Annotated in this window: 1 protein-coding gene; it reads right to left on the reverse strand. The window is 65.7% G+C overall.

Annotated elements, in window-relative coordinates:
- The coding region (locus tag C1I98_RS40030) for a hypothetical protein (RefSeq protein WP_111172268.1) at nucleotides 1-333 on the reverse strand (333 nt) is incomplete at its 3' end.
- Nucleotides 334-411: the final 78 nt, after the last annotated feature.

Genomic DNA, 411 nt, shown 5'->3' on the forward strand with positions numbered 1-411 from the left:
GGGCAGTGGTGATGGCGGATCGGGGCTGCGCCAGACCACCGTGTATCCCTCTTTGGAGGTCGCCACCGCCGACGCGAGCCGATCCAGATCGAAATCGGGCAAATAGCGCAGCCGGGTGAGAAATGACGCATCGGTGGCCGACCTGGGCACGACACAGCCCTGGCCGTCGCGGTCGAGCAGGGTATAGAGAACGTCGGCGTCCGTGTCGCCCTCGACCCGGACCTCCACGACGTCTTCCCACGCGAGCGCTTCCACGCTGCCGTCAGCGTAGTGACGGGTCACGCCTTCTTCTGTGACGTACACGTAAGAGTCCGGCACTGGGTTGCCGTGCATGGGCGCGATTCTTACGACTCCAGGGGGCCGCGTGCAAGGGAACGAGGAAACAGCGGGGGGTCGCACCCCCCATAACCC

Source organism: Spongiactinospora gelatinilytica (assembly GCF_003236385.1).
GTDB classification, from domain to species: Bacteria; Actinomycetota; Actinomycetes; order Streptosporangiales; family Streptosporangiaceae; genus Spongiactinospora; species Spongiactinospora gelatinilytica.